This window comes from Curtobacterium sp. MCSS17_015, assembly GCF_003234265.2.
Lineage (GTDB): Bacteria > Actinomycetota > Actinomycetes > Actinomycetales > Microbacteriaceae > Curtobacterium.
In genome coordinates, this window is the sequence record NZ_CP126256.1 from 2619106 (window position 1) to 2644597 (window position 25492).

General features: G+C 72.9%; 25 protein-coding genes. 6 read left to right on the forward strand and 19 right to left on the reverse strand.

The features are described 5' to 3' along the window. Positions 1-72: 72 nt before the first annotated feature. On the forward strand, positions 73-1140 hold the full coding sequence (locus DEJ18_RS12540; protein WP_111210580.1) for a diacylglycerol/lipid kinase family protein: 1068 nt from the start codon (positions 73-75) through the stop codon (positions 1138-1140). A gap of 28 nt (positions 1141-1168) precedes the next feature. Here the strand turns inward: DEJ18_RS12540 and pheA are convergent, their stop codons facing one another. The 4 genes from pheA to DEJ18_RS12565 are packed head-to-tail and all read right to left on the reverse strand — an operon-like array spanning position 1169 to position 5181. Beyond that, complete coding sequence (gene pheA / locus DEJ18_RS12545) at positions 1169-2128, reverse strand: prephenate dehydratase (protein WP_111210579.1); 960 nt, start codon at positions 2126-2128, stop codon at positions 1169-1171. 39 nt (positions 2129-2167) lie between these two features. Further along, positions 2168-3262: a GNAT family N-acetyltransferase gene (locus DEJ18_RS15915; protein WP_349775050.1), complete on the reverse strand. Its 1095-nt coding sequence runs from the start codon at positions 3260-3262 to the stop codon at positions 2168-2170. A gap of 9 nt (positions 3263-3271) precedes the next feature. Continuing rightward, positions 3272-3757: a hypothetical protein gene (locus DEJ18_RS12560; protein ID WP_111210578.1), complete on the reverse strand. Its 486-nt coding sequence runs from the start codon at positions 3755-3757 to the stop codon at positions 3272-3274. Then, positions 3754-5181 (reverse strand): molybdopterin-dependent oxidoreductase, encoded by a 1428-nt coding sequence (locus DEJ18_RS12565; RefSeq protein ID WP_181434192.1) that lies wholly within the window; start codon positions 5179-5181, stop codon positions 3754-3756. Before DEJ18_RS12565 ends, DEJ18_RS12560 begins: the two co-directional genes overlap by 4 nt. Positions 5182-5202: 21 nt before the next feature. Between DEJ18_RS12565 and DEJ18_RS12570 the strand changes: the two genes are divergently transcribed. Genes DEJ18_RS12570 through DEJ18_RS12580 form a run of 3 tightly spaced genes read left to right on the forward strand, consistent with a single transcriptional unit; the run spans position 5203 to position 8048 of the window. Next, entirely contained in the window at positions 5203-6675 is a 1473-nt protein-coding gene (locus DEJ18_RS12570; RefSeq protein ID WP_111210577.1) for a glycosyltransferase 87 family protein, read from the forward strand. 4 nt (positions 6676-6679) lie between these two features. Continuing rightward, positions 6680-7804, forward strand: a complete 1125-nt coding sequence (gene moaA, locus DEJ18_RS12575) for a GTP 3',8-cyclase MoaA (RefSeq protein WP_258376931.1) — start codon at positions 6680-6682, stop codon at positions 7802-7804. A 4-nt stretch (positions 7805-7808) separates the two neighbouring features. Further along, positions 7809-8048: a MoaD/ThiS family protein gene (locus tag DEJ18_RS12580; RefSeq protein ID WP_111081531.1), complete on the forward strand. Its 240-nt coding sequence runs from the start codon at positions 7809-7811 to the stop codon at positions 8046-8048. Between the two features lie 12 nt (positions 8049-8060). Here the strand turns inward: DEJ18_RS12580 and DEJ18_RS12585 are convergent, their stop codons facing one another. From DEJ18_RS12585 to DEJ18_RS12605, 5 genes are all read right to left on the reverse strand, one after another. After that, positions 8061-9152, reverse strand: a complete 1092-nt coding sequence (locus DEJ18_RS12585; protein WP_111210575.1) for an ABC transporter ATP-binding protein — start codon at positions 9150-9152, stop codon at positions 8061-8063. After that, entirely contained in the window at positions 9149-9967 is an 819-nt protein-coding gene (locus tag DEJ18_RS12590) for an ABC transporter permease (protein WP_111081526.1), read from the reverse strand. Before DEJ18_RS12590 ends, DEJ18_RS12585 begins: the two co-directional genes overlap by 4 nt. Positions 9968-9972: 5 nt before the next feature. After that, entirely contained in the window at positions 9973-10794 is an 822-nt protein-coding gene (modA, locus tag DEJ18_RS12595; protein ID WP_111210574.1) for a molybdate ABC transporter substrate-binding protein, read from the reverse strand. 71 nt (positions 10795-10865) lie between these two features. Next, the gene (locus tag DEJ18_RS12600; protein WP_111210573.1) at positions 10866-11939 is read right to left on the reverse strand and encodes a ThiF family adenylyltransferase; all 1074 of its coding nucleotides are present in this window, start codon (positions 11937-11939) and stop codon (positions 10866-10868) included. Next, on the reverse strand, positions 11936-12346 hold the full coding sequence (locus tag DEJ18_RS12605) for a TOBE domain-containing protein (RefSeq protein ID WP_111081520.1): 411 nt from the start codon (positions 12344-12346) through the stop codon (positions 11936-11938). Before DEJ18_RS12605 ends, DEJ18_RS12600 begins: the two co-directional genes overlap by 4 nt. Positions 12347-12453: 107 nt before the next feature. Here DEJ18_RS12605 and DEJ18_RS12610 point away from each other — a divergent pair, with 107 nt between their 5' ends. Then, the gene (locus tag DEJ18_RS12610; RefSeq protein ID WP_111210572.1) at positions 12454-14106 is read left to right on the forward strand and encodes a glycosyltransferase family 39 protein; all 1653 of its coding nucleotides are present in this window, start codon (positions 12454-12456) and stop codon (positions 14104-14106) included. Between the two features lie 88 nt (positions 14107-14194). On the opposite strand, the gene DEJ18_RS12615 is transcribed toward DEJ18_RS12610, so the two are convergent. From DEJ18_RS12615 to DEJ18_RS12635, 5 genes are all read right to left on the reverse strand, one after another. Then, positions 14195-15127 (reverse strand): 4-(cytidine 5'-diphospho)-2-C-methyl-D-erythritol kinase, encoded by a 933-nt coding sequence (locus tag DEJ18_RS12615; protein ID WP_111081516.1) that lies wholly within the window; start codon positions 15125-15127, stop codon positions 14195-14197. A gap of 94 nt (positions 15128-15221) precedes the next feature. Continuing rightward, complete coding sequence (locus tag DEJ18_RS12620; protein WP_111210571.1) at positions 15222-16520, reverse strand: O-acetylhomoserine aminocarboxypropyltransferase/cysteine synthase family protein; 1299 nt, start codon at positions 16518-16520, stop codon at positions 15222-15224. Next, positions 16520-17581, reverse strand: coding sequence for an LLM class flavin-dependent oxidoreductase (locus DEJ18_RS12625; protein ID WP_111210570.1), 1062 nt, complete (start codon positions 17579-17581; stop codon positions 16520-16522). The genes DEJ18_RS12620 and DEJ18_RS12625 overlap by 1 nt, the downstream gene beginning before the upstream one ends. 124 nt (positions 17582-17705) lie before the next feature. Beyond that, positions 17706-18713 (reverse strand): ATP-grasp domain-containing protein, encoded by a 1008-nt coding sequence (locus DEJ18_RS12630; RefSeq protein ID WP_111210569.1) that lies wholly within the window; start codon positions 18711-18713, stop codon positions 17706-17708. Positions 18714-18787: 74 nt separating this feature from the next. Continuing rightward, positions 18788-19642: a helix-turn-helix transcriptional regulator gene (locus DEJ18_RS12635; protein ID WP_111210568.1), complete on the reverse strand. Its 855-nt coding sequence runs from the start codon at positions 19640-19642 to the stop codon at positions 18788-18790. A gap of 101 nt (positions 19643-19743) precedes the next feature. Here DEJ18_RS12635 and DEJ18_RS12640 point away from each other — a divergent pair, with 101 nt between their 5' ends. Further along, positions 19744-20484: an SDR family oxidoreductase gene (locus DEJ18_RS12640; RefSeq protein ID WP_111210702.1), complete on the forward strand. Its 741-nt coding sequence runs from the start codon at positions 19744-19746 to the stop codon at positions 20482-20484. 17 nt (positions 20485-20501) lie between these two features. On the opposite strand, the gene DEJ18_RS12645 is transcribed toward DEJ18_RS12640, so the two are convergent. From DEJ18_RS12645 to rsmI, 5 genes are all read right to left on the reverse strand, one after another. After that, positions 20502-21041: a hypothetical protein gene (locus DEJ18_RS12645; protein ID WP_111210567.1), complete on the reverse strand. Its 540-nt coding sequence runs from the start codon at positions 21039-21041 to the stop codon at positions 20502-20504. Positions 21042-21132: 91 nt separating this feature from the next. Then, positions 21133-21993 (reverse strand): 16S rRNA (adenine(1518)-N(6)/adenine(1519)-N(6))-dimethyltransferase RsmA, encoded by an 861-nt coding sequence (gene rsmA / locus DEJ18_RS12650; RefSeq protein ID WP_111210566.1) that lies wholly within the window; start codon positions 21991-21993, stop codon positions 21133-21135. A 2-nt stretch (positions 21994-21995) separates the two neighbouring features. After that, the gene (locus DEJ18_RS12655) at positions 21996-22919 is read right to left on the reverse strand and encodes a TatD family hydrolase (protein WP_111210565.1); all 924 of its coding nucleotides are present in this window, start codon (positions 22917-22919) and stop codon (positions 21996-21998) included. Continuing rightward, a complete protein-coding gene (gene metG, locus DEJ18_RS12660; protein WP_111210564.1) occupies positions 22916-24493 on the reverse strand; it encodes a methionine--tRNA ligase in 1578 nt (525 codons plus the stop codon). Before metG ends, DEJ18_RS12655 begins: the two co-directional genes overlap by 4 nt. Before the next feature lie 143 nt (positions 24494-24636). Further along, positions 24637-25458, reverse strand: coding sequence for a 16S rRNA (cytidine(1402)-2'-O)-methyltransferase (gene rsmI, locus DEJ18_RS12665; protein WP_111210563.1), 822 nt, complete (start codon positions 25456-25458; stop codon positions 24637-24639). Positions 25459-25492 lie beyond the last annotated feature (34 nt).

The window sequence follows — 25492 nt, forward strand, 5'->3', positions numbered from 1 at the left end:
CCCTGCGGTGTGGAGTCACACCGCACTTGGTTGTTCCGGACCGCGCAGCCGGTGCCCGGTAGCGTTGTGTCCATGTCGACGCCCTCGGATGCCACCCCTGTGCCGGAGGACGCCCTCGCCACCGAGCAGCGCACCGCCGCAGTCATCTACAACCCCGTCAAGGTCCACCTGCCGACCCTGAAGCGCACCGTGAACCGGTACCAGCGCGAGGCCGGCTGGGCGGAGACGAAGTGGTACGCCACGAGCGAGGAGGACCCGGGCGGCGGCATGGCGCGCGAGGCCCTGGAAGCCGGTGCCGACGTCATCGCCGCGGCCGGTGGTGACGGCACCGTCCGCGCGGTCGCCGAGGTCGTGCACGGCTCGGACGCCGCGCTCGCCCTGCTGCCGAGCGGCACAGGCAACCTGCTCGCGCGCAACATCCCCGCGCCGATCGACGACCTCGGGGCGAGCGCGCACACGATCTTCCACGGCGAGGACCGCAAGATCGACATCGGCACGGTGCACGTCGAGCGTCCGGACGGCTCCCGTGAGCAGTTCGGCTTCCTCGTGATGGCCGGTCTCGGGCTCGACGCCCGCATGCTCGTGAACACGAACGACGACCTGAAGAAGAAGGTGGGTTGGCTCGCCTACGTCGACTCGCTGGTCCGGTCGCTGCGGGACGCCGACGCCTTCGAGTTCCGCTACCGCCTGGACGGCCAGAGCACGCGGTCCGTCCGCGCCCACTCCCTCATCGTCGGCAACTGCGGCATGCTCCAGGCCGGCGCGACCCTGCTGCCGGACGCCGAGATCGACGACGGGTACTTCGACGTCGTCGTGATGCGTCCGCACGGGTTCTTCGGGTGGGTCCGGATCGGGGCCCGCGTGTTCTGGGAGAACGCGATCCTCCGTCGTTTCCGACGCTCCGCGCTCGGCAAGACCGAGATCGGCAGGACCATCGTCACGAAGACCCGCGACGAACGTCCCCTGCGCTACCTGCGCGGCGAGGAGTTCACCGCGCGTCTCGAGCGTCCGGACGAGTTCGAGATCGACGGCGACCCGGTGGGCGAGGTCCGGGCCTTCCGGGCGAAGATCGACGCGGGCGGCCTGACGGTCCGTGTGGCCGGTCCGGAGGACCAGACGCGGGCGACCCGCCGCCGCTGACCACGGGCGGGGGTGCCGGACGGGAGGCTCAGCCCGCGTCCGGCTCCCCGCTCACGATCGCGCGCAGCCAGTCGCGCGCCTCGACGAACGCCTGGTCGGAGTAGCGGGGTGACACCTCGGAGCGCAGGCCGTCCGCCCGCGGGTACGAGCCGAGGAACGTCACGCGCGGGCTGAACCGGCGGAGACCGAGCAGGGCGTCCGCGACGCGTTCGTCACGCACGTGGCCGTCCAGGTCGATGACGAACCGGTAGCGACCGAGCTCGTCCCCGATCGGCCGCGAGGACAGCAGCCCCATGTTGATGCCCCGGGTGGCGAACTGCTCGAGCATGTCGACGAGGGCGCCGGGGTGGTCCGCGGGCAGTTCGACGATGACGCTCGTCTTGTCGGACCCGGTCCGCGGCGGGATCGCCAGGGTCTTCGAGACGAGCACGAACCGCGTGACGGCGCTCGCGTTGTCGCCGATCGAGTCCGCGAGCACGGCGAGGTCGTAGTGGTCCGTGATGCCGGGCGGGGCGACGGCGGCGTCCGCGGTCGGGTGGTCGTCGAGGAGCACGGCCGCCGCGGCGACGTTCGAGGAGGCCGGGATGTGCCCGTGTCCCGGCAGGTTCGCCTCGAGCCAGTGGTGCGTCTGGGCGTAGGCGACGGGGTGCGCGTTCACGGTGCGGACGTCCGCCAGCGACGTGCCGGGTCGGGCGACGAGCACGAAGTCGACGGGGACGAGGTACTCCCCCACGATCCGCACGCCGGGGATCCGGGCGAGGGCGTCCTGCGTGGCGCTGACCCCGCCGTCGACGCTGTTCTCGATCGCGATCACGGCACCGACCGAGCGGCCGGTCACGACGTCGTCGAGCGCCTCGCCGACGTTGTTGACGCTGCGCCAGGGCTTGCCGACGGCGGCCTCGACGAGCTTGAGCGCCGCCTCGGTGAAGGTCCCGGCCGGTCCGAGGTAGCTGTAGGTCTCGGACGGGGGGTCGGCGGCCTGGCTCATACCGGCGAGCCTATCGGCGCGCGGTGCCCGGTCCACCGCTCAGAGGACGAGCTGCATGGTGTCCGAGTCGCCGTTCCGTCCGACGGTCCGGAACCCCGCTCGTTCGTAGAGGATGCGCGCGCCGGTGTTGCCGTCCTCGACGCTCAGGCTCATCCCGGGCCACCCGGCGTCCCGTGCTGCGGCGACGAGCCGGGTGAGCAGCGCCGAGCCGATCCCGCGGCCGCGTGCCCGGGCATCGAGGGCGAGGGTGAGTTCGGGCACGTCCTCGCCGACGAACCCGTACCCGGCGTCCTCGGCGGGCAGGTGCACCGCCCACGCGACGCCGACCGGTCCCTGGTCGTCGGTCGCCACGACTCCGAGGTCGGGGCCGTCGGGCCGGTCGGGGTCGAACACGTCGAAGTAGTGGGCGAACTCGGGCCGGTCGAGGTCGGCGTCGGCGAACCGCTCCCCCGACCAGTTCATCGCGTCGAGGGTCGCTCGCCGGAGCAGGGGCACGTCGTCGGCGGTGGCCGCGCGGTACCCGATGCCGTCGACGGTGCCGGGGAAGGAGTCGTCGGCGGTGCCGGTCAACCGTGCCTCGCACATCGCCGTGTCGGAGACCACGTCGTCGCAGGACGGCCCGGTCTCGTCGTCACGGTCACGTCCGGGCATGTTGCTGACGGCAGCGAAACGCCCGTCGGGATCGACGCGGGTCAGGAGCACCCGGGAGATCGTGTCGAGTTCGGCCACCTGCTCGTCGGTGAGCGCGTCGATCACCAGCCGACGGGCGGTCCGGACGTGGTCCGGCGCGGCGGCGACGATGTGGTCGAACCCGGCGTCGGTGAGCCGGACGTCGGTGGCACGGCGGTCCTCGGAGGACGGGCACCGGGCGACGAGTCCGCGCTTCTCGAGGCGGGACACGACGTGCGACAGCCTCGGGAGGGACGCGTTCGTGGCCGAGGCGAGGACCGACATCCGGAGGGTCCGCGACTCCCGCTCGGACAGCATCGCGATGACCATGTAGTCGAAGAGTGTCAGGTCGGCATCCCGCTGGAGCTGCTGGTCGAGTGCCGCGGGCAGCAGCTCCATCACGGCGACGAAGCCCATCCAGGCACGGAGCTGCTCGCGGGAGAGCCAGGGCGTGTCGTCGGTCACGGGTTCATCCTACGGAGAGGTTGTCGCTGCAACCACAGGTCGGTCCGCCCGACGCCGAGCCGTCATCGCCCCGACCACCAGCGCGGCCACCACGACGGCGACGAGCACGCCCTCGACGACGAGCAACCGCGCCGTGTAGTCGAACGGCAGGACCGTCGGGTTCTTCGTCCCCTCGGACTTCGCGACGATCTCCGGCACGACGACCAGGGCGAGGACGCTCCCGAGCACGACCGCGGCCTGGACGACGACGAGCACCCAGACGCGCAGCGCCCGTCCCGCCCGCCGGAGTCCGGCGCCGACGGCCAGCACGAACGGGGACAGGACGGCGTCGTGCAGCACCACCGCGGCGAGCAGCCAGACGACGAGCCCGCCGATGCGGTTCGGCCGCACCGAGGTCAGCAGCACCCACGCGCCGAACGCCATGACGAGCACGCCGAGCACGACGAGCACGACCTGGGTGGTCCGGACGCGCCGGCCGGTGTCGGTGGCGCTCACTGGATGACCTCGATCCGCTCGATCCACTTCGTCTGCAGGACGCCGGGACGTCCGGGGGCGATGATGCGCGCCGGGAACCCGTGCTCCAGGTCGAGCTTCTCGCCGTTGAGTTCGAGGGCCACCAGTGTGGTCGGGTCAGCCGTGTACTCGGGGCCCATCTCCATCACCCGGTAGCTGCCGTTCCGCTCCAGACTCGTCACCCGCACGTGCACGTCCGGTCCGGACTGCACCGCCGCGAGCAGGTCACGCATCCGTACGCCCTTCCACGACGCCATCTGGCTCCATCCCTCCACGCACGAGATCGGCAGGCGGGCCTCGGCCTGGCCGAGGGCGACCAGTTCGGCGCGCGAGAACGTCCGGCTGACGGCCGGGCCGGCGACGGTCAGTGCCCAGTCGGCGGCCGTCGCGGTGGCGAGGACCCCGGCGGCGCGGGCCGTCCGGTTCACCGGCAGCCCGTTCTGGCCGATGTGCCGCTTCCGGGGAGCGAAGACGTTGAACGGCTCGGCGAGCACCGACGACTGGCCGGCCGTGAGGACGACGACCCCGGCGGTCGCGGCCGTGACGCCCGCGATGAACCCCCGTCGGGCGACGCGATGTCGCGCTCCGTCGGCTGCGGCCGCACGGTCGTCGGGTCGCGGCGACCCCGGTCCCGACCCCGACTCCGGACGGGAGGCCCGGTCCGCGTCCGCCCCGTCGGTCCGGACCGGGTCGGCCTCGGTCCCACGGTCCGGCGCAGCCCGGTCGGGCCCGGTGGCGGCGGCCGACGGGGCGCCGTCGATCCAGCGGTGGAGGCGACCGACGAACCCGCGCGGGGCCGAGACGGATTCGGGACGGGCCTCCCGGCCGGGGTCCGGCAGTTCGCTGCCCACCGTCCGGTCCACGACGAAGCGCCCGTGTCCGTCGACCGAGTCCCGCTGCCGCCAGTACCGCGTGATGATGCGGAGCTTCGTGCCGATGTGCACCGCGAGCGACCCGATGATGACGTAGGCGAGGGCGTTGTGGACCTGCCGGAACGGGAACGGCCACGGGTACCACTGGAACGTGTTGAGCAGGCCCGTGACGACCTGGATGAGCGCCGCGGCCACGAACACCGCGATCGAGAGCCGTTCGAGCAGGTGCAGCACGTTCCGGACCGGCGGGGTCTGGACCAGCGCAGGCATGACGACGTTGAGCTTGGCGAGCAGCAGTGGGATCGCGGCGATGCCCGCGGTGACGTGCAGCCCCTGCGTCACCTGGTAGAGCTGCACGGGCCGGGTCGGGAACCGCATCCACCCGAGCGGTTCCTGCAGCAGGTGGCTGTACACACCGGTGACGAAGCACACCAGGAACGCGATCCCGAGCAGCCGCCCGGTGACGACGGCCGACCGCGCCGTGCGGTTCGGCGACGCCATCGCGGCGCGGGCGTCCAGCAGCACGCGCTGCACGCCCGCTAGCCTCGACGGACCATGAGCGAACGACTGCGCCCCGGCCGCCGGCTCCCCCGTACCGCGCTGGTCAGCACCGCGCTCGCCGTCGTCGGCGTGCTGGCGCTCGCGGTCGTCATCGCGGTGGGTGTCACGCATCTCGGCTTCCTCCGGGAGGGTCATCGCTCTCCATTCGTCGCGTGGACGCTCATCGCTTGGACCGTCTTCGCGGGCTCGGTGCTCGCACTCAGGTTCGTGCCGCCGCACCTCGTGACGCGGGTCGTCCTCGGTGGCGCGGTCGTGGTCGGGATCGCGGCCCTCGTCGGACCGCCGAACACGAGCACCGACTCCGCACGCTACGCCTGGGACGGCATCGTGCAGCACGCGGGGGTGTCCCCGTACGCCCACACGCCGCAGTCCGAAGCTTTGGCAGGTCTGCGCCCGGACTGGCTCTTCCCGGACAAGGTCGACGGCACGTGCAAGCCCCTCGAGCCGCGGTACCGCGGCCTCGGCGACGGCGCACTCGGCCACTGCACGGCGCTCAACCGTCCGGACGTGCCGACGATCTACCCGCCGATGGCCGAGCTGTGGTTCGCGCTGGTGCGGGTCTTCGTCCCCGTCACGGCGCAGTACATGCCGTTCCAGGTCGCCGGACTGCTCGTCTCGCTCGGTGTGACCGTCGGTCTGCTCGTCGTCCTGCGCCGCATCGGCCGTCCGACCTGGTGGGCGGCGCTGTGGGCCTGGTCGCCACTCGTCGCCGCCGAGGCCGTGACGAACTCGCACGTCGACGTCGTCGGGGCGGCCCTCGCCACCGCGGGTGCCGTGCTCGTCGCGTTCGGCCGGCCGATCTGGGGTGGCATCGCGCTCGGTGCCGCGACCGCGACGAAACTCATCCCGGCGATCGTCTACCCGGCGCTGCTCGGCCGGTGGCGGAGCTGGTGGGCGATCCCGGTCGGCATCGCCGTGTTCGGGCTGCTCTACGTGCCGTACGTGCTCTCGACCGGGCCGAAGGTGCTCGGGTACCTGCCGGGCTACCTGTCGGAGGAGGGCTACGAGGACGGATCGCGCTTCGCGCTGGTGGCGGAGGTCCTGCCCGGGGACGCGGCGACGATCGCGGTGGGGCTGATCGTCCTCGTCGCCGCGGTCATCGCCTGGCGACTGTCCGACCCCGCGAACCCGTGGTCCGGCCAGGTGTTCATGATCGGCGTGACCTTCCTCGCGGTGACCCCGCGCTACCCCTGGTACGCGCTGCTGCTCATCCCGTTCGTGGTGCTCTCCGGCCGGTGGGAGTGGCTGTCCCTGACGCTCGCGATCGCGCTGCGCGGGGTGTGGCCGTCGGTGGTCGCCTACCGGTGGTGGCTGCTCGCGGCGATCGCCGTCGTGCTCGTCGTGACCCTGGTGCGCACCCGCCGCGAGGACTGGCTGCGGTGGCGGGACCGGCTGCTCGGCCGGAGCCCGGCGACCCGGACCGCCGCCGCCCTGGACCAGCGGCACGGTCCTCGCGACGTATCCTGACGACATGCCGGCTCAGATGCTCCCCTCGACGGGTCTGCTGAGCCGCGTGCGCGCCGGGTCGGTGGACGCGCCGCAGCACCCTCTGGACACCGGACGTCCGGGCATCCCGCCACGGCCCGAGGGTGACCCGGGCCTCGTCGACCGGTTCGGTCGGCACGCCGTCGACCTGCGGGTGTCCCTGACCGAGCGCTGCAACCTCCGCTGCACGTACTGCATGCCGGCCGAGGGGCTCCCCTTCGCGCCCGACGCCGCCCTCATGTCGGCGGACGAGATCGCCCGGCTCGTCGGCCTCGGTGCGCGGGAGCTCGGCATCCGCAAGGTCCGCTTCACCGGCGGTGAACCGCTGCTCCGCAAGGACCTGGTCGACGTGGTCGCCCGGTGCGCGGCCGCCCACCCCGACCTCGAGCTGTCGCTCACCACGAACGCGATCGGACTCGCCGGGCGTGCCGCCGCCCTGCGCGCCGCCGGTCTGCACCGGCTGAACGTCTCGCTCGACACCGTCGACCCGGACGTCTTCGCCGAGGTGACCCGCCGTCCGTTCCTCGACCGCGTCCTCGAGGGCATCGCCGCCGCCGCGGACGCCGGCCTCGGCGTGAAGATCAACGCGGTCCTGCTGCGCGGGGTGAACGACCACCTGGCGACGGACCTGCTCGCGTGGTGCCTGGAACGCGGCCACGAGCTGCGGTTCATCGAGCAGATGCCGCTCGACCCCGGCCACGCCTGGGACGCCACGACGATGATCACTGCCGTGCAGATGCGCGAGCTGCTCGGCGCCGAGTACGTCCTGACGCCCGACGAGGCCCCGCGGAACGGCGCCCCGGCCGAGCGGTACCGGGTGCGGTCGCGGGCGACGGGCGCGGACCTCGGCACGGTCGGCGTCATCGCGAGCATCACCGAGTCGTTCTGCGGTGACTGCACCCGCACCCGGCTCACCGCGGACGGCCACGTCCGGAGCTGCCTGTTCTCGGACGACGAGACCGACCTGCTCGGCCCCCTGCGCGCCGGAGCCGACGACGCCGACGTCCTCGACCGGTGGCGCCGCGCGATGTGGGCGAAGCCCCGTGACCACGGCGACGACACCGACGGCCTCGTGCACCCGACGCGGGGCATGAGCGCGATCGGAGGATGAGGACATGACCACGCTGCGCTTCTTCGCCGCCGCCCGGGCCGCCGTCGGCCTCGACGAGACGACCGTCACGGCGGACTCGCTCGACGACGCCCTGCGACAGGTGACCCCCGCCGACCCGGCGCGTTGGGCGGCGCTGCAGGAGCGGTGCTCGTACCTCGTCGACGGGGTCACCACCCGCGACCGTGCGACGTCGCTCGCCGGGGTCGGCCTCGTCGACGTGATGCCGCCGTTCGCCGGCGGCTGACCGGCACCGGGCTCAGCGCTCCCAGACGGTGAGCTCGGCGGGCGGGACCTGCACGCGCACGGTCGCACCGGCGGTCACCCCGAGTGCCGCGACCGCGGCGAGCGTCAGGTCCGCCGAGACGTCCCCGGCCCGCAGCCGGACCAGACCGTTCCCGGGCTCGAGGGCGCGCACGGTCCGGTACAACCCGCGACCCTCGTCGGCGGCCCCGTCGCGGTCGGCCCCGTCGCAGCCGGCGCCGTCGTCGATCCGCGTCACCACGGCGGCCGTCGGGTGGTAGGCGGCCGAGACCGGACGGCCGGGAGGCACACCGTGCGTCCTAGACACCAACGCGCCCCCGCCGTCACCCGCGTCGAGCACGAGCCCGTCCGCCGTCGCGACGCCGTGCAGCACGACGAGGCCCGAGAACGTCGCCGCGAACGCGCTCCGCGGACGTGCCAGCACGTCGGTGGGGGTGCCGGACTCCACCACCCGGCCGTGCTCGAGCACGACGACCCGGTCGGCGAGGGCCATCACCTCGACCGGGTCGTGCGTCACGAGGACGCTCGGCCGACCGGACACGGCGGTCCGGAGGGCGGCGCGGACGTCCTCGCGCGCCCCGACGTCGAGCGCCGAGGTCGGTTCGTCGAGGAGCACGACGGCCGGGTCGGCGGCCAGTGCCCTGGCGATCGCGACGCGCTGCGCCTGCCCGCCCGAGAGCGTCCCGGGCGCGCGGTCGGCCAGGTCGGCCACCCCGACGGCGGCCAGCGCGCCCTGGGCCGTCAGGCGGGCCTGGCGTCCGGAGCGTCCCGTCGCTCGCGGACCGAAGCCGACGTTCGCGAGGACGGAGAGGTGCGGGAACAGGTCGGGGCGCTGGGCCACGAGGCCCACGCGGCGGCGATGCGCCGGGACGCTGCGGCCGCGGCTGGCGAGGAGGCGGTCACCGGAGCGGACCTCGCCGCCGTCGAGCGGCAGGAGGCCCGCGATCGCGTCGAGGACCGTCGACTTGCCCGCGCCGTTCGCGCCGATGAGGGCGACGCACTCGGCAGGGCCGACGGTGAGGGCGACGTCGACGTCGCGGTCGTGGCGGACGACGTGAGCGACGACGCCGGCGACGGCAGCGCTCACGGGGTCACCGCGCGCGTCCGGACCGAGGCGACGCCGATCACGAGCACCGCGACGACCACGAGCACCAGGGCGAGCGCGACCGCCGTGTCCGGATCGACCTCGCGCTGCAGGTACACCTCGAGCGGGAGGGTGCGGGTGACGCCCTGCAGACTGCCGGCGAAGGTGAGCGTCGCCCCGAACTCGCCGAGCGCCCGGGCGAAGCAGAGCACCAGACCGGACAGGATGCCCGGCAGCACCCGCGGGGTCGTGACGGTGAGGAACGTGCGGGTCGGCCCCGCGCCGAGCGTCGCGGCGACCCGCTCGTACCGGTCCCCCTCGACGCGGAGCGCGCCCTCGACCGCGGACACCAGGAACGGCATCGCGACGAACGTCTGCGCGATGACGACCGCCGCCGTGGTGAACGCGATCCGCAGCCCGTGCTCGTCGAGGAACGCGCCGAGCACGCCGAGCCGCCCGAACGCGGCCAGGAGCGCGAGCCCACCCACGACGGGCGGCAGGACGAGGGGCAACAGCACGACCGCCCGTGCCACGCCGGTCCACCGCGACCGGGACCGGGCGAAGAGCACCGCGAGTGGGTATCCGAGGAGGAACGCCGCTCCGGTCGCCGCCGCCGCGGTGCCCAGGCTGAGACCGAGGGCGGTCCGCGACGCGGGCGACGTGACGAGCGCGAGGAACGACCCCCACTCGACACGGCCGACCATGGCGAGCACCGGGACGACGACGAACAGGCCGCCGAGCACGGCCGGCACCGGCAACCACCAGGGGACGGGAGCGCGGCGGACGCGGACGCTGCGGGGGGTGGTGCTGCCGGGCACGTCGATCAGGGCTCCCCGAAGCCGGCCGCGGCGAGCACGCGCTGACCGGACGTCGACAGCACGTACGCGGTGAACGCCCGCGCGAGCTCCGGGTCGGCGGCATCCCGCAGGACGCTGATCGGGTAGGTGTTCACCGCGTCGTCGGCGGCCGCGAACGGGACGCCCTCGACGGCACCGTCCGCCCCCTGCACGTCCGTCCGGTACACGATGCCGGCGTCGGCCTGGCCCGAGGTCACCTTGCCGAGGACGTCCGTCACGGACTGCTCCTCGCTCACCGGGTGCAGGTCGACCCCGCTCGACCGTTCGACCGCGGCGGTCGCGGCACCGCAGGGCACGGGTGGCGCACACGTGACGAGTTGCACGTCCGGTGCCGTCAGGTCCTCGAGATCGGCGACGTCGAGCGGGTTGCCCGTGGCGACGGCGATCTCGAGGGTGTTCGTGGCGAAGTCCCGCGGGGACCCGGCGACGACGTCGGCGCCGAGCTGCTCCGTCGTGGCCCGGTCGGCCGAGGCGAGGACGTCGGCGGGGGCACCGTTCCGGATCTGCGAGACGAGGTCGCTCGAACCCGCGAACGAGAACGTCACCGTCGTGCCCGGGTGCTCCCGCTCGAAGTCGCGCCCCAGGGTCGTGAAGGTCCGCTGGAGCGAGGCGGCGGCGAACACCGCGATCGACCCGGACGCGCCCCGCTCCCCCGTGCCGGAGGTCGACGCCGGCGACGCGGGGTGGCCCGCGCAGCCGGCCGACACCAGCGTGAGCAGGACTGCCGCGGCGAGCGCCGCGCTCGGCCGCGCGGCCCGACGGAGACGTGACGAGCGGTTCGGTGACATCGATCCGACTCCGTCCTGCCGCAGGTGCGGCGTCGGTGGCCGATCCTACCCGCAGGAGCGGATCGTGCTCGTCACTCGAGCGTCAGCGGGAGGCCTTCGCGCCGCCATGCGTCGACCCCGCCGTCGAGGACCGTCACGGGCCTCCCGGCGGTCCGTGCCCACGCGTCGGCGCGTGGCCCTCGGGCACACGTGACCACGACCTCCGCGTCGGCGGGCACCGCGTCCGGGTGCACCGAGCCGGCGATGACGCCCGTCGCCCACTCCGCCGGGCTGCGGACGTCCACGACGGTCACGGGGTCACCGGGGTCGGCGAGGCGTGCGGCGAGCGCCGCCGGGGCGATCCGCGGGGCACGGGGCGCGGTCGCGTCGGCTCCTGCCACCGCCAGGCCCGTGGGTCGCCGCGACGCCGGCCCGCGTCGGATCGGGCTCTCGGTCCACCGCCACCGCCGGGCGTCGACCGTGAGGAGGCGACCGAGCAGCGGCTCGCCGAGCCCGGCGACGAGGGCGGTCACCTGCGCGGCCATGACCGAGCCGACCGCGCCGCACAGCGCCGGGAGGACCCCGTCGACCGCGCAGGACCCCTCGTCCGGCAGGACCTCCGGGTGCAGGTCGTGGAAGTCGACCCCGTCCGCGCCGGCGTCCCGGAACACCGACACCTGTCCGTCGTAGGACAGCACGGTGCCCCAGACGAACGGGATGCCGAGCGGGGCACAGGCGTCGGAGACCGCGCGGGTGACGTCGACGGCGTCCGCGGCGTCCACCACGACGTCGTGGCCGGCGACGTGCTCGGGACGGAAGCGCTCGACGAGCGCGACGACCTCGAGCTCGGGGTCGACGGCGCGGGCACGGACAGCGGCGACCTCGGCCTTCGCGGTGCCGACGTCGTCGCCGGTGAAGAGGGTCTGCCGGGCCAGGTTCGAGCCGTCCACGACGTCGTCGTCCACGATCGTCAGGCGGCCGAGCCCACTGCCGGCCAGGTAGGCGATGACGGGCGCACCGAGCCCGCCGGCTCCCACGACGAGCACCCGGGCCCGGCCGAGTCGCCCCAGGACGTCCGGCCCGGCTCCGGCGAGCGCCGCCGTCCGGGATCCGAGGCGACGCCGTGCGGTGCTGACGGAACTGCTCGTGTCCGGTGTCGTGCTCATGCGTCGGTCTCCGCTCCCGGCGTCTCGACCGTCACCATCGTGGCCTTGACCGACGCGACCGCGACGGACCCGACCTCGAGACCCAGCTCGCGGACCGCTTCGGCGCTCATCAGCGACACGACCCGGTGCGGCCCGCACTGCAGCTCGACCTGGGCCATCACGGTGTCGACGACGAGGTCCGTGACGATGCCGACGAACCGGTTGCGGGCCGAGCTCCGGACCCCGGACGGGTCGGCGAGCTGGTCGCCACGCGACGAGGCGTACTCGGCGAGTTCCCGCCCGTCGACCACCGCCCGGCCGGTCGGGTCCGTCCCGCGGCTGAAGGTGCCACCCTCGACGAGCCGGCGCACGGTGTCGTCGCTGACGCCCAGGTAGGTCGCGGCGTCACGGATGCGGAGCTGCGTCATGACGACGACCCTAACCGGGCAGCGGCAGACCACGGCATGTGGACACTCACCGCCTGCGGTGTCGGACACCGGGTTCCCGCCCAGCGGCGCTCGGTACCGTGCTGGGCGTGAGTTCCCCCCGTACCGGCAGCATCGGCGTCCCGCACGCGGTCCGCCGGGCACCGGTCCGCGCCGGTGTGCGCGGTACCGTGGTGGCCGCCGTGGCCGCGGCCGTGCGGACCCCGGAACTCACCATCGGCGCGCTCGGCGTCGTCGTCGCGGCGGCCTTCTCGTGGGTCCCGTCCCTCTGGTACGACGAGGCGGCGACCGTCACCAGCGCGCAACGGTCCTGGCCGCAGCTCTGGGCGGAGCTGCACACCGTCGACGCCGTGCACGGCCTGTACTACGCCCTGATGCACGCCTGGTTCTGGCTCGTCGGGTACACGCCCTTCACCCTCCGGCTGCCGAGTGCCCTCGCCGTCGGGGTCGCCGCGGGTCTCGTCGTCGCCCTCGGTCGGCGCCTGGGCGGACGACGCCTCGGCATCACCGCGGGCATCGTGTTCCTGCTTCTGCCCCGCGTGCAGTGGGCGGGAACCGAGGGACGTCCCTACGCCACGATCACCACCCTGTCGGTCTGCCTGACGCTCGTCGGCATGACGGCCCTGCGACGGACCCGGACGGGTTCCGCCACGGGATGGTGGACCGCCTACGGGGTCCTCGCCGTCGTCGCCGTGGTGTTCAACGTCTACCTCGCGCTCGCGGTCGTCGCCCACGCGGTCGCGCTCGCCTGGACCCTCCTGGCCGAGCGGCACGCGCTACGGACGGCGACCGTGACCCGCGCCGGACGGACGCCCGGGCCGGTGCTCGTGAGCTCTCGGGTGCTCGTGCGCTGGACCGTCGCCGCGGGCGCCGCAGCGGTCGTCGTCGCCCCGTTCGTGCTCGTCGTGTCGTCCCAGGCGAAACAGGTCGGTTGGATCAAGGACATCAGCCGTGAGACCTTCGGGCAGGTCTTCTCGACCGCGTGGTTCGGCGCCTCGGACCCGTACGCCGCGGTCATCTGGGCGCTCATGGCCGCCGGTGTCGGCGTCGCCCTCGTCCGGGTGCGTCAGCGGGTCCCGTCCGTGCGGGCACTGTTCCGGGCGCAGACGGTCCGGGTCGCGCTGCCGCTCGTCGTCGTCCCGACCGCGGCGCTCCTCGTCGCGACGGCGCTCGGCGAACGCCTGTACTCGCCGAAGTACGCCACCCTCAGCCTGCCGTTCGTCGCGGTCCTCGTGGCCCTCGCCCTCACCACGATCCGGCCGAAGGCGCTGCTCGCTGCCGCGGTCGCGGTGCTGGTGGTCCTGTCGGTGCCCACCGCCGTCACCGTGAAGGGCCCCGAGGCGAAGCAGGCGTCGACGTGGGCGCACGCCGCCTCGATCATCAGCGCGGAACGTGCCGCACGACCGAGCGCGAACGAAGGTGTCGTGTTCGGCAGCGTCTACCGCCACCCGACCACGACCGCCGAGATCATCCGGGTGTCGTACCCGGACGCGTTCGCCGGACTGACCGACCTCGCCGTCGGCACGGACGGAGCCGACGAGGGTGTCCTCTGGAACACGAACGGTGACCTGGCGACGACGATCCCGTCCCGGCTCGGCGACATCGACACGGTCTGGTACGTCGGCGGCACCTCGCGCACCATCCGGCCCGAGGTCAAGGCGGTGCTCGAGGAGCAGGGGTTCGAGGCCGTGCAGAACTGGCAGACCGGCAAGGTCATCATGACCGAGTTCGTCCGCTCCTGACGCTCGGACCGGCGTCGGCACCGGCCGCGCCGACGTCGTACCCGGTCAAGTCAGGTCAGGTCGTCAAGTCAGGTCAGGTCAGGTCAGCTCAGTGCAGGACGCGGGCGCCGTGCACCGGACCGGTCGCCCGGAGCGCCACGAGCCCGGACGCGCTGAGCGCCACCTGCACCTCGAGCGCTGCGTCACGGTCCGGCACCAGGAAGGCCACCGTGGGTCCGCTGCCGGACACGAGACCGGCCAGGGCGCCGGAGCGCTCCCCGAGCTCGAGCGTGTCGGCGAGCCCGGGCTGCAGCCGCATCGCCGGTGCCTGCAGGTCGTTGTGCAGGTTCTCGGCCAGGAGTCCGGCGTCCCCCGCCCGGAGTGCCTGGAGCACGTGCGCCTCGACCACCGGGGTGCGCGGCGCCGGGGAGATGTCGGCCCGGTAGCGCTCCCGGTGCTCGTCGAGCGCGCGGTAGACCGCAGGTGTGGAGAGTCCGGTCTCGCTCAGCGCGAGCACCCAGTGGAACTCCCCCTTCGCGAGCGCCGGACTGAGTTCGTCGCCTCGTCCGGTCCCGACCGCGGTCCCGCCCGCGAAGGCGAACGGCACGTCGGCCCCGAGTTCGGCGGCGAGCCGGAGCAGTTCGTCCCGGCCGAGACCGGTCCCCCACAGGGTGTCCACCGCGAGCAGCGTCGCGGCGGCGTCCGCCGAGCCGCCGCCCATCCCGCCGGCGACCGGCACCTGCTTGTCGATCGTCAGACGGACGCCACCGCGGTGTCCGGCGGTCTTCGCCACCAGTCGCGCGGCACGGAGCGCGAGGTTCGTGTCGTCCGTCGGCACCGAGGACGTGTCGATCGGACCGGTGAAACGGACCGAGAAGTCATCGGCGCGCTCGGCGGTCACGTCCTCGTACAGGGACACCGCCTGGTACGCGGTCGCGATGTCGTGGTACCCGTCGTCCTGCAGCGCGCCGACCGACAGGTGGACGTTGATCTTGCCCGGCGCGCGGGTCCGCACCCGATCCGGAGCAGGCGTCGACGTCATGTCCCCAACCTATCCCCGTCCCGCCGGTACACCCGCCGCACGTGCGGGACGGGAGGCGCGCACCGGACCGGGCCCGGACCTGGCGTCCGTCCGCTCAGACCGCAGCGGCGAAGCCGCGCTCCAGGTCGGCGATGACGTCGTCGACGTGCTCCAGGCCGATCGACAGCCGGATCAGGCCCTCGCCGACCCCGGCCGCCGCCCGCTCCGACGGCGTCATCTGCACGTGCGTGGTCGACGCCGGGTGCACGACCAGGGACCGGACGTCGCCGATGTTCGACACGTGGTCGAAGAGCTCCAGCGCGGCCACGAACCGCCGCCCGGCCTCGACCCCACCGGCGAGGTCGAACGCGAGCACGCTCGACGGCCCCTTCGGCACGTACCGCTGCTGCAGGTGGTGCCACGGGGAGCTCGGCAGCCCGGCGTAGTGCACGTGCTCGACCTGGTCGTGCGCGTCGAGCCAGGACGCCACCGTCGCCGCGTTCGACACGTGCCGGTCCATCCGGAGCGACAGCGTCTGGATGCCCTGCAGCACCAGGAACGCGTTGAACGGCGCGATCGCCGGACCGAGGTCGGCGGAGAGCTTCGAGCGGGTGCGCTGGATGAACGCCCGGCGGCCGAACTTCTCGGCGAAGTTCGTCCCGGCGAAGCCGGAGTGCTCGGTCGTCGTCAGCTGCGGGTACTGCTCCGGGTGTGCGGCCCAGTCGAAGTTCCCGCTGTCGACGATCAACCCTGCGATCGCGCTGCCGTGCCCGGCCAGGTACTTCGTCGCCGAGTGCACGACGATGTCCGCTCCGTGCTCGATGGGCCGGACCAGGTACGGCGTCGCGATGGTGTTGTCGACGATGAGCGGGACACCGGCCTCGTGCGCGACCCCGGCCACCCCGGCGAAGTCGAGGACGTCCCCGCGCGGGTTCGGGATCGACTCCCCGAAGAAGGCGCGGGTCTCCGGGCGCACGGCCGCTGCCCACTCGGACAGGTCGGTCGGGTCCTGCACGAAGGTGAACGCGACCCCCAGGTCCTTCAGCGTCGACGCGAACAGCGTGTACGTGGCACCGTACAGCGACGCGCTCGACACGACGTGGTCACCGGCGCGGGCGAGTCCGAGCACCGCGAGCGACGTCGCCGCCTGCCCCGACGCCAGGGCCAGCGCCGCGACCCCACCCTCGAGGTCGGCGATCCGCCGCTCCAGCGCCGCGGCCGACGGGTTGTTGACCCGGGAGTACGTGTGCCCTGGCGCGTTCAACAGGAACCGGTCGGCCGCGTCCTCGCCGGACGGGTACACGAAGGCGGCGGTCTGCGCGATCGGCGGCACGTTCCCGCCGAAGCCCGGGTCGGACTTGAACCCGGCGCGGATCTGGCGCGTCTCGAACGCCCAGTCGTCCTCGACGGCCATCAGGACGCCGGTCCGGCAACGGCCGGGTCCGCGGGCACCGACGCCCGGACGAGCGGGATCACCTGCTCACCGAACCGCTCCATCTCCTCGAGCTGCGGCGAGAACTGGAGCAGCAGGGTGTCGACACCGGCGTCCTCGTACTCGCGGATGCGCGCCGCGACCTGTTCGGGCGTCCCGACGAACTGCGGCCGGAGCCCCCGGTTCGACACCGAGTAGTCCTCGAGCGAGGGCACGTGCTCGAGCTGCGACTTCGAGATGAAGTCCTGGTACGACTCGTACGCCTTCCCGTGCTGGACGTCCGTGATGCGGGCCAGCTCGGCCTGCGCCTCCTCCTCGGTCTCGCGGACGATCGCGTACGCGGCCATCCCGAACGCCTCGAACGGCGGCAGACCGGCGTCCTCACGGCGACGGCGCATCTCGGCGATCTTCGTCCGGAGCTCGTCGACGGTCCCACCGTGGGTCACGTAGGCGTCGGCGTAGTGCGTGATGCTCGCCTTGCCGGCCTCGCTCTCACCGCCGGCGTAGATGCGCGGCGTGACCCGGGGCTTCGGTTCGAGGTGCGCGTTCTCGATGTCGTAGTACTCGCCGGAGAAGCTGTACGGCGTCTCGCGCCACAGCCCCTTCATGATCTCGACGAACTCCGCCGTGCGCTTGTACCGGTCGTCGTGCTCCGAGAAGATCCCGCCGTACTGCCGTGCCTCCTCCGCCCACCAGGCGCTCACGACGTTGAAGGTGAACCGGCCCCCGGAGATGTCGTCGATCGTCGCCGCCTGCTTCGCCGTCACGGCGGGCAGGTGGTAGCCCGGGCGCATGGCGGCCATGATCTCGAGCCGTTCGGTGGTCGCCGCGATCCCCGCTGCCAGCGCCCACGCCTCGAGACTCGGGGCCGCGACGCCCTTGATGTCGTTGAGGTTCAGCTCCGGCACGAGGGTCAGGTCGAACCCGATCCGCTCGGCGCGCTGCGCCAGGAGCTTCACGTAGTCGAACGTGACCGGCATCTGCTCGTCGTCGACGTTGCGCAGCCAGCCGCCGAAGAGCGGGGTCCAGTATCCGAATCGCACGGGGTGGGTTCCTTGGGTGGTGAGGAGGGACGGACGGGAGGCTCGGCCCGGGTGGTGAGCCGGACCTGACGTCCGACGGGTGGTCGGGTCGGTGGTCGAGGTGGTCGGTCGGGACCGGAGCCGGTCAGACGTGCGCCGCGGGCGCGGCGGCGTACTCGGCGTCCAGCAGACCGCCGAGGTGGCGGGCGATGGAGCGCCGACCGGAGACCGGGGCGCTCGCCTCGACCGCGGGGTTGTAGTTCGTGTTCGTGTTGATGTCGTACACGACGGTCCGGCCGTCGGTGGTCTCCATGAACTCGACGCCCGCGATCTGGATGCGCTGCTCCGCCAGGAAGCCGCGCAACTGCTGCACGAGCGGGTGCTCGGCGGTGACCTCGGTGCGGACGGTGAAGGTGTCGGCCGCCCCGGGCGCTGCGTCCGTGCCGGGCACCTCGCAGACCGCACCGGCGATGACCTGCGGGACCTCGCACGCGTCGGCCGGGCAGAGCTCGAAGCTGCCCGCGCTCGTGTCCACGCGGACGGCGTAGACGAACTCGCCGCCGACGAACTCGGCGCGCGTGATGAACGGCTCGCGGGCCGTCAGGTACTCCTGCAGCAGCGTGATCCCGTCGACCGGGGCCTCGAACTCGGGGCTGTCCACGTAGGCGTCGAACTCGGCGAGCGAGTCGAAGCGACGGACACCCAGGCCCTTGCCGCCCTGGTTGTGCTTGGTGATGAAGGGCACGTCCTGCCCGCTCGTGAAGGTCGCCGCGGCCTGCTTGAGGGTCGTCGTGCCGAACACGGCGGACGTGCGTGGCACGTCGAAACCGGCCGCCGCGAGCAGGCCGTGCTGAGCGACCTTCGACACCTCGAGTTCGAGGACGTGACTGCCACCGACCACCTGGCGGCCGGCACGCTCGAGCCAGCCGAGCAGCGCCCGGGCGTAGTCCTTGCTGTGCTCGTGCCCACGGGTGTGGGAGCTCGCCGACATGCGGCTCCAGTAGACCCCCGGCGCCGGTTCGGCGGCGAGGTCGATCTGCCCCTCGGTCAGGAGGATCTCCTCCACCGGGACGCCCTCGGCCGCGAAGGCCTCGGCGAACGGCGGGAACCACTCGGGGTTCTCGTGGATGACGTACACGCGCGGAGTGCTCACCGCCCCACCCTAGGCACGGTCGTCGGACACCTGCCAGGTGTGTGACGCGAAGTTGCGTCGGCCGCCGTCCGGGGTCAGGACTCGGTGAGCGCCCCGAAGGTCTGCTGACCGAGGACGCCGAGGAGCTCGAGCTTCTGCGCGTCCTCGCTGCCCGGTGGCGCGGTGAAGAGCAGGAGCGCCTGCGCCTGGTCGTCCGTGTGCAGCACCTGGCAGTCCACGGTGATCCGCCCGAGTTCGGCCTGCATGATCGTCTTGTTGTCCGACCAGCGGACCGCCACCTCGTGCAGGGCCCAGAGCCGGGAGAAGTCGGGGCTGCGCTGCTCCAGCTCCGCGATCAGCTCGGTGGCCCGACGGTCGCCCGGCCCCGCGAGGCCGACCGCCGCCCGGAGCGACGCCACCACGACCCGGGCCAGGCGTTCGTGCTGCTCCGGCGCGTACTTGGCGAGTTCGGTCCCCGTGACGAACCACCGCCACGCCTGGTAGCGCTCGTTGCCGGCGAGCCCGACCGAGGTGCCGAGGAGGGCCGCCGCGAGCGCGTTCTCGACGAGCGTCTCGCCGAGGTGGTTCACGACGATCGCCGGGGTGTCCGTCAACCGGTCGAGGACGCGCAGGATCGCCGGGTCGACGTGGTCCGCGCGGTGCATCCGGACCGGCGCGTTCTGTCCCGCGAGGTGGAAGAGGTGGTCCCGTTCGTCGAGCGAGCACCGGAGCGCACGGGCGATCGCCGCTACCATCTGCTCCGAGGGCTGCGGGCCGCGCTGCTGTTCGAGGCGCGTGTAGTAGTCGACCGACATGCCGACCAGGGCCGCGACCTCCTCCCGACGGAGGCCCGGGGTGCGACGGCGAGCGCCGGCCCCGATCCCGACGTCCTCCGGGCGCAGGAGCTCCCGTCGACGGCGGAGGAAGTCGGCGAGGGCGGCACGGTCCATGCACCCAGTCTGCTGCGCGCCACCGACCGGAGCCAGGGATCGCCGGTCCCCCGATGACCGCGCTCTGGTTCGACCCGCCGGGCCGGCGCATCGTGGTCGTCATGGACACCACGAACAGCACCGTCTTCATCCCCGGCGCGACCTCCGGCATCGGCCTCGCGCTCGCCCTCCGCTTGCAGGCCGCCGGCAGCACCGTCGTCGTCGGAGGGCGCCGTCAGGCCCTCCTCGACTCCCTGTCCGAGGAGCACGGCTTCGACACCGTGCAGGTCAACGTGGCGGACGCCGACTCGATCCGGCAGGCGGCCGACAGCGTCCTCGGCACCCACCCGGAGCTCGACACCCTCGTGACGATGTCCGGCATCATGCGGAACGAGGACCTCCGTGACCCCGGCCACATGCGGGACGCGATCGAGACGATCCAGACGAACCTCGTCGGCACGATCCGGCTCATCGACGCGTTCCTGCCGCACCTGCTCGCCCGCCCGGCAGCGACGATCATGACCGTGACGTCCGGCCTGGCGTTCGTGCCGCTCACCGCCACCCCGACCTACAACGCCACCAAGGCAGGCGTGCACTCGTACACGCAGGCGCTCCGGCAGCAGCTCGTCGGCACCTCGGTCTCGGTCCTCGAACTCGCACCGCCGGCCGTGCAGACCGACCTGATGGGCGGCGAGGACTTCGGCGGGATGCCGCTCGCCGAGTTCGCCGACGAGGTGATGAGCCTCATCGAGTCCGGGGCAGCGCCGGAGATCCTCGTGCAGAACGTCCAGCCGCTCCGGTGGGCCGAGCGCGACGGCACACACCAGCACATCCTCGAGATGATGGCGAACCGCGCGCACTGAGCCCGGTCTGCAGACCGTCAGATCGCGGCGAGCAGGGCCCGGAGTCCGGCCTTCGCCTCGGGCATCCGTTCCGGCCCGGTCAGGCGCTCACGCGTCGCCGACAGCCGCACGGTGCCCGGGCGAGGGCCGTCCTCAGCCGTGAGGAGCACCGACTCGCGGTCGGCGGCGGTCCACCGTGCCGAAGGCCGTTTCCCGCCCCGGCGCTCCGAGGTCGGAGCGTGTCCGAACGAGGCGGACGCGACGACGACCGCCCGGTCGAGCACCGCCTCCCGGTCGCCGTCGACCTGCCGGGAGGCCGAGACGGCGAAGCTGCCGTCGGAACGCTGTCCGGGGACGCGGAGGCCGCGCGACTGTCCGTAGCCGACGGCGACGCTCTGCGCCCACCAAGGATCGACCCCCTGCGCCACCAGCCAGGCGGCGACCGCCGTGTGTCCGATCGTGCGGCCGTCGGCGTCGTCGAGGCGGCGGTACCAGTCGTCCGGGACTGCGCCGGTGGCGGCGAGCACCCTGTCCGCGGGGATGCCCCGCGCGTGGGAGCGGACGACGTCGTCGGTCATGCGACGAGGGTACCGATCGCCCGGACGGCCTGGATGGGTCGGCCCGGCGGACGACCGCAGGCAGTCGGACGCTCCGAGCCCGCGGTCTGCTTCAGTCGCTCGTGCCCGCGGCGGCGAGGACGGTCCGGCCGAGGCGCACGAAGTCGTCGACGCCGAGCTCCTCGCCGCGGGCCGTCGGGGCGACACCGGCGGCCTCGAGGACCTCGGACGCACGAGCGCTCCCGCCCAGCACCCCGGACAGCGCCTGTCGGAGCATCTTCCGCCGCTGCTGGAAGGCCGCGTCGACCAGGGTGAACACCCGCGACCGCAGCTGTTCGTCCCCCGGCGGTTCGTGCCGGTCGAAGCCGACGAGCACACTGTCGACGTTCGGCACGGGCCAGAACACCTGCCGGCTCACCTGCCCGGCGATCCGCCAGGAGCCGTACCAGGCTGCCTTGACGCTCGGTGAACCGTAGACCTTGCTGCCCGGATCGGCGGCGAGGCGGTACCCGACCTCCGCCTGCACCATGACGAGCGACCGGACGAGCGACGGGAAGGTGGCCAGCAGGTGCAGCAGCACCGGCACGGACACGTTGTACGGCAGGTTCGCGACGAGGTGTGTCGGCGCCACCGGGAGGTCGTCCGCCGACACCTGGAGCGCGTCCTGGTGCACGACGGTCAGGCGGGCGTCCGGCTGCAAGGCGGCGACGGTCGTCGGGAGGTGGGCTGCGAGCCGGGCGTCGATCTCGACGGCTGTCACGGGAGCGCCGGTCTCGGTCAGCCCGAGCGTCAGCGACCCGAGCCCCGGCCCGACCTCGAGCACGCGGGACTCCGGGGTCACTCCCGCGACGGCGACGATGCGCCGCACGGTGTTGGCGTCGTGCACGAAGTTCTGACCGAGCTTCTTGGTGGGGGTGACGTCGAGCGTCGCCGCGAGGTTCCGGATCTCCGCCGGGCCGAGGAGGGCACCCACCGCTACTCGACCACCGTGACGGGTTCGGCGTCCCACGAGCCGTAGACGAGCTCGGTGTTGGACGAGATCTGCGCCGCGAGCATCGACGGCTCGGTGCCGAGGGTCTCGGCCATCGACCGCAGGGTCAGCGGGACGAGGTACGGGGCGTTCGGCCGGCCGCGGAACGGCGTCGGCGTGAGGAACGGCGCATCGGTCTCGACCATGATGAGGTGCCGCGGGGCGACGTGCAGCGCCTCCCGCAGGTTCTGCGCGTTCTTGAACGTCACCGTGCCCGCGAAGGACATGTACCAACCACGTTCGGCGCACAGGCGGGCGAGCTCGGGACCGCCCGAGAAGCAGTGGAAGACCGTCCGCTCCGGCGCCCCGACTCGCTCCAGGACCTCGACCACGGCGTGGTGGGCGTCGCGGTCGTGGATGGTCAGCGCGAGGTCGTGCTCCTTCGCGATGCGGATGTGTTCCTCGAACGAGCGGATCTGTGCCGCCCGGCCGTCGTCACCCGTGCGGAAGAAGTCGAGACCGGTCTCGCCGATCGCCCGGACGCGGGGCAGCGCTGCGAGCTGTTCGATGCCCGCGAGGTGCTCGTCCAACAACCCCTGCTCGTCGAGCACGGGTGCTTCGTTCGGGTGCAGCGCGACGGCCGCCAGGACCCGGGGCTCGCGGGCGGCGATCGCGGCGGACCACTGCGAGGTGGCGAGGTCGGTCCCGACCTGGACGACACCGCGGACGCCGACGCTCGACGCACGGTCGAGGTGCTCGCGGTACTCCAGCGGGCCGTCACCACCGTCGCCGACGCCGTCGGCGATCTCCATGTGCGTGTGGTTGTCGTACACCGGGACGGTGAGGGCCTGCGGCAGCGGCGGGTACGTCAGGTCCCGCTTCTGCCCGCCTCCGTCTCCACCCCGGGCGCGGACGTGCGCGTCGGTCACGCGGCGCCCTGCTCCGGCTGCTCGATGCGCGGGAACAGCCCGGCGGCGAGCGGCGTCACCGTCCCGGAACCCTGCCAATCCCACGCGCGGTCGATGCGCTGCTCCGCGATCGAACCGCCGGCACCGATCGAGGCCCAGAGCTTCTCGGTGGCCTTCGGCATCACCGGGGACACGAGCACGGCCACGGTGCCGAGGCCGCGGAGGGCGGTGACGAGGACGGTCGCGAGGCGCTCGCGCTGCGCGTCGTCCTTGGCGAGGGCCCACGGCTCCTGCTCGGTGATGTAGCCGTTGAGGGCGTCGACGAGCTCCCACACGGTGCTGATCGCATCGTGCGGCGCGAAGGACTCGACGGCAGCGTCGGCCCGCTCGGTCACCGACTGGGCGAGTGCGTCGATCGCGGCGTCGGACTCCGTCAGCTCGCCCCGGTCGGGGACGGCACCGTCGAAGTACCGGTTCAGCATCGCGACGATGCGGGAGGCCAGGTTGCCGAACCCGTTGGCGAGCTCCGCCTGGTACCGCGCCGAGATGTCCTCCCAGCTGAAGTTGCCGTCCTGCCCGAAGGTGATGGCACGGAGGAAGTAGTAGCGGAAGGCGTCGGACCCGAAGGTGTCGGTGATCTCGCTGGGGGCGATGCCGGTCAGCTTGGACTTCGACATCTTCTCGCCGCCGACGAGCAGCCAGCCGTGACCGAACACGCGCTTCGGGACGGGCAGCCCCGCAGCCATGAGCATCGCCGGCCAGATGACCGCGTGGAACCGGGCGATGTCCTTGCCCACGATGTGCACGCTCGGCCAGAGGCGCCGGAAGGCCTCGTCGTCCTCGGTGCCGTAGCCGAGGGCGGTGACGTAGTTCAGCAGCGCGTCGAACCACACGTACAGGACGTGGTCGGAGTCCCACGGGATCTGGATGCCCCAGTCGAAGCTCGACCGCGAGATCGACAGGTCGCGCAGGCCCTGCTTGACGAACGACACGATCTCGTTGCGGACGCTCTCCGGCTGGATGAACTCCGGGTTCGACTCGTAGAGGTCGAGCAGACGCTGCTCGAAGTCGGACATGCGGAAGAAGTAGTTGCGCTCGGCCAGGACCTCGACCGGGATGGAGTGGATCGCGCAGACCTGCTGGCCCTCGTACGGTCCGGTCCCGGGGACCAGGTCGCTCGGCTGCTTGTACTCCTCGCAGCCCACGCAGTAGAAGCCCTCGAACTCGCCGGCGTAGATGTAGCCGTCGTCGTACAGCTTCTGCAGGAAGGCCGTCACGCCGCGCTCGTGCCGCTCGTCGGTCGTGCGGATGAAGTCGTCGTTCGCCACGTCGACCGTGTCGAGCAGCGGCTTCCAGGCGTCGGTGACCAGGCGGTCGGCCCACTCCTTGGGGGTGACGTCGTTCGCCGAGGCGGTCCGCAGGATCTTCTGCCCGTGCTCGTCGGTGCCGGTCAGCAGCCACGTGTCGTCGCCGCGCTGCCGGTGCCAGCGCGCGAGGACGTCCGCGGCGACCTCCGTGTACGCGTGCCCGATGTGGGGCACGTCGTTGACGTAGAAGATCGGCGTGGTGATCGAGAACGAGCTGCCGTCGGCCATGCAGACCATCCTAGAGGCGACCGGATCGCGCGCGACGCGCCGTCACCCCGCCTGTTGAAGACGGGACGGGAGGCCCGGAGTGGCGCCGGGACGGGCCTCCGGGCCGACACGTCCGACACGTCCGACCCGGCGGGTCCGCCGTGTCAGCGCGCGGCGAGCGCCCCTTCGTAGAGGTCCCGCTTCGACAGCCCGGTCGCGTCCGCGACCGCCGCCGCGGCCTCCTTCATGCGTGCGCCCGCGGCCACCCGCTCGAGCACGAGGCGGACGCCGTCCTCGATCGTGGCGTCCTCATCCGAGGCCGTGGACCCCGCGACGACGACGCAGATCTCGCCGCGGACCCCGTCGGCCGCCCACTCGGTCAGCTCCGCGAGGGTGCCACGGCGGACCTCCTCGTGCATCTTGGTGAGCTCACGGCAGACCGCCGCGCGGCGGTCGGCGCCGAAGCCGGCGGCCATGTCGCCGAGCGTGTCCGCGATCCGGTGTGGGGACTCGAAGAAGACCATCGTCCGCTGCTCCCCCGCCAGGGCCGCGAACACCCGACGCCGCTCCCCCGCCTTGCGGGTCGGGAACCCCTCGAACGTGAAGCGGTCGGTCGGCAGCCCGGAGAGGGCGAGTGCCGTGAGCACGGCGCTCGGGCCGGGGACCGCGGTCACGGTGACACCGGCGGCCGCGGCGGCCTCGACCAGCGGGAAGCCCGGGTCGCTGATCGCCGGCATGCCCGCGTCCGTGAGCACCACGACGTCGTCCTCCCGGGCGAGTTCGACGACCTCGGCGGCCCGCTCCCGCTCGTTGTGCTCGTGCAGTGCGATGAGCCGCGGACGGTTCTCGATGCCGAGCGCGCGCATGAGGTGGATCGCGGTCCGGGTGTCCTCGGCGGCCACCACGGAGGCGTTCGACAGCGTCTCCACGAGTCGACGAGAGGCATCACCGAGGTTGCCGATGGGAGTTGCTGCGAGGACGATCACCTCCCCATTGTCGTCGCCGCGCCGGCGAGCTGTG

Excerpts from the sequence above, each read along its gene's own strand:
- DEJ18_RS12635 (WP_111210568.1), bottom strand. The coding sequence starts at position 19,642 with ATGGACCGTGCCGCCCTCGCCGACTTCCTCCGCCGTCGACGGGAGCTC.
- DEJ18_RS12570 (WP_111210577.1), top strand. The coding sequence starts at position 5,203 with ATGAGCGAACGACTGCGCCCCGGCCGCCGGCTCCCCCGTACCGCGCTG.
- metG (WP_111210564.1), bottom strand. The coding sequence starts at position 24,493 with ATGGCCGACGGCAGCTCGTTCTCGATCACCACGCCGATCTTCTACGTC.
- DEJ18_RS12600 (WP_111210573.1), bottom strand. The coding sequence starts at position 11,939 with ATGAGCACGACACCGGACACGAGCAGTTCCGTCAGCACCGCACGGCGT.
- DEJ18_RS12620 (WP_111210571.1), bottom strand. The coding sequence starts at position 16,520 with ATGGCCGTCGAGGACGACTGGGCGTTCGAGACGCGCCAGATCCGCGCC.
- DEJ18_RS12615 (WP_111081516.1), bottom strand. The coding sequence starts at position 15,127 with ATGACGTCGACGCCTGCTCCGGATCGGGTGCGGACCCGCGCGCCGGGC.
- DEJ18_RS12640 (WP_111210702.1), top strand. The coding sequence starts at position 19,744 with ATGGACACCACGAACAGCACCGTCTTCATCCCCGGCGCGACCTCCGGC.
- moaA (WP_258376931.1), top strand. The coding sequence starts at position 6,680 with ATGCCGGCTCAGATGCTCCCCTCGACGGGTCTGCTGAGCCGCGTGCGC.
- DEJ18_RS12645 (WP_111210567.1), bottom strand. The coding sequence starts at position 21,041 with ATGACCGACGACGTCGTCCGCTCCCACGCGCGGGGCATCCCCGCGGAC.
- modA (WP_111210574.1), bottom strand. The coding sequence starts at position 10,794 with ATGTCACCGAACCGCTCGTCACGTCTCCGTCGGGCCGCGCGGCCGAGC.
- DEJ18_RS12605 (WP_111081520.1), bottom strand. The coding sequence starts at position 12,346 with ATGACGCAGCTCCGCATCCGTGACGCCGCGACCTACCTGGGCGTCAGC.
- DEJ18_RS12540 (WP_111210580.1), top strand. The coding sequence starts at position 73 with ATGTCGACGCCCTCGGATGCCACCCCTGTGCCGGAGGACGCCCTCGCC.
- pheA (WP_111210579.1), bottom strand. The coding sequence starts at position 2,128 with ATGAGCCAGGCCGCCGACCCCCCGTCCGAGACCTACAGCTACCTCGGA.
- DEJ18_RS12580 (WP_111081531.1), top strand. The coding sequence starts at position 7,809 with ATGACCACGCTGCGCTTCTTCGCCGCCGCCCGGGCCGCCGTCGGCCTC.